Origin of the sequence: Actinomadura montaniterrae (assembly GCF_008923365.1) — a bacterium.
Taxonomy (GTDB): Bacteria; Actinomycetota; Actinomycetes; order Streptosporangiales; family Streptosporangiaceae; genus Spirillospora; species Spirillospora montaniterrae.
In genome coordinates this window covers 1-2,020 of record NZ_WBMR01000454.1, presented here as the reverse complement: position 1 = coordinate 2,020, position 2,020 = coordinate 1, and the positions used below count along the sequence as shown (strand labels likewise).

Annotated in this window: 2 protein-coding genes; one reads left to right on the top strand and one right to left on the bottom strand. The window is 75.4% G+C overall.

The annotated features are described in order from the left end of the window. Positions 1-93: 93 nt before the first annotated feature. A complete protein-coding gene (locus tag F9B16_RS50220; protein ID WP_225992692.1) occupies positions 94-633 on the bottom strand; it encodes an RNA polymerase sigma factor in 540 nt (179 codons plus the stop codon). Between the two features lie 132 nt (positions 634-765). On the opposite strand from F9B16_RS50220, the gene F9B16_RS50215 reads away from it, so the two are divergent. Then, positions 766-1,920, top strand: a complete 1,155-nt coding sequence (locus F9B16_RS50215; RefSeq protein WP_151547316.1) for an acyl-CoA dehydrogenase family protein — start codon at positions 766-768, stop codon at positions 1,918-1,920. The last annotated feature ends 100 nt before the right edge of the window (positions 1,921-2,020 follow it).

The following is a 2,020-nucleotide window of genomic DNA, read 5'->3' as shown; positions in this document are numbered from 1 at the left end:
GCCGGCGGGCGTTCTCCGCGTGGGCTCCCGGATGCGGCCGGACGGTCTCCGCCCGCGCGCCGAACGCGTCCCTCAGCCGTTCCTCGATGCCGTTCATGTCGCCTCCTCGTCCTTCAGGCGCCTGCCGAGCGCCGCGATGGCGCGGGCGGCGTGGGCCTTCACCGTGCCCGGGGCGATGCCCAGGGTCGCGGCGGTCTCGCGCTCGCTCAGGTCGAGCCAGTAGCGCAGCACCAGCACCTCGCGCTGCCGGCCGGGCAGGTCCGCGACCGCGGCGAGCAGCGCGCGGACGTCCTCGTCCCGCACGACCTCGTGCTCGGCGGACCGGGCGTCCTGCGGCGCCGCGAGCTGCGCGTGCCTGCGCCGCGCCATCCGCAGGTGCCGCAGCCGGCTGCGGGACGCGTTGCACACGCTCGAGCGCAGGTAGGCGAGCGCGGCGTTCTGGTCGCGCAGGGCGCGGCGCCTGCGGTGCAGCCGGACGAACGCGTCCTGGACCACGTCCTCGGCGTCGTCGGCGCCGAGGAGGGTCGCGAGCCTGACCAGTCCCCAGAAGTGGGCGGTGAACAGTTCCTCGTACCCGTCGCCGGGTCGCGCGCGCGGCACCGTGACGGCCCCTGTCGTCTGCTGGTGGATCACGGAGCAGAGACGAACGCGGGCGCGGAAGGTTTACCACGCTCGGGCGTTTTTGTTCCCGGAACCAAACCGAACAAAGCGGAGACCATTTCCGCTCCGCCCGCGACAAGGGCTCTGATCAGCCATGATGTGGGCATGCCCGCAGATCGCATGCTCCCCTCGCCCGAGGCGGCGGACGTGGTCGCGCTCGCCCGCGACATCGCCCGCCGCGAGCTGGCTCCGCGCGCCGCGCCCGCCGAGGAGGCCGGGACGTTCCCGCGCGAGATCTTCCGGATGCTGGGCCGCGCCGGGCTGCTCGGCCTGCCCTACCCGCCCGACCTCGGCGGCGGCGGACAGCCGTACGAGGTGTACCTCCAGGTGCTGGAGGAGATCGCGGCGGTGTGGGCGTCGGTCGCGGTCGGCGTCAGCGTGCACACGCTGTCGTGCTTCCCGCTGTACGCCTGCGGCACCGACGTGCAGCGCAAGCAGCTGCCCGAGCTGCTGGAGGGCGACCTGCTCGGCGGGTACGCGCTCGCCGAGGAGCACGCCGGGCCGGACGCGGCGGGCCTCAGCACGCTCGCGGTCCCGGACGGCGACGGCTACCGCATCACCGGCACCAAGACGTGGATCACGCACGGCGGCGAGGCCGACTTCTACGTGCTGTTCGCCCGCGCGTCCGGCGAGCCGGGCGGCCTGACCTGCTTCCTGGTGGAGGGCCGCATGGACGGCCTGCGGTTCGGGCCGCCGGAGCGGAAGATGGCGCTCACCGCGTCCACGACGGCGCGGCTGCATTTCGACGGCGCGTGGGTGCCCGAGGACTGGCGGATCGCCGACGAGGGCTGCGGCTACCCGATCGCGGCGGCGGCGCTGGACGCCGGGCGGCTCGGCATCGCCGCGTGCGCGGTCGGGCTCGCGCAGGGCGCGCTGGACCACGCCGTCCGGTACGCGGCGGGGCGCGGCCAGTTCGGCCGCCCGGTCATCGCCAACCAGGGGATCGCGTTCCTGCTCGCCGACATGGCCGCCGCCGTGGAGACGGCCCGCGCCGGGTACCTGGAGGCCGCCCGGCGCAAGGACCGCGGGCTGCCGTTCGCGCGGCAGGCGTCCATCGCCAAGCTCGCCGCGACCGACGCGGCGATGCGGGTGACGGCGGACGCGGTGCAGGTGCTCGGCGGCGACGGCTACACCCGCGACCATCCCGTGGAACGGTACATGCGGGAGGCGAAGGTGATGCAGATCTTCGAGGGCGCCAACCAGATCCAGCGGATGGTGATCGGCCGCCACCTCGCCCGCGACGCGGGCTACGCCTGCTGACCCGGCCGGCCCGTCACGCCCGCCCGCCCGTCACGCCCGCCCGTCACGCCCGCCGGCCGGGCCGGCCCGGGGTGCCGAGCCGCGCCCGCTGGTCGGCGCG

Bases quoted from the DNA above. Each gene is read 5' to 3' on its own strand.
- F9B16_RS50215 (WP_151547316.1), top strand. From the start codon at position 766: ATGCCCGCAGATCGCATGCTCCCCTCGCCCGAGGCGGCGGACGTGGTC.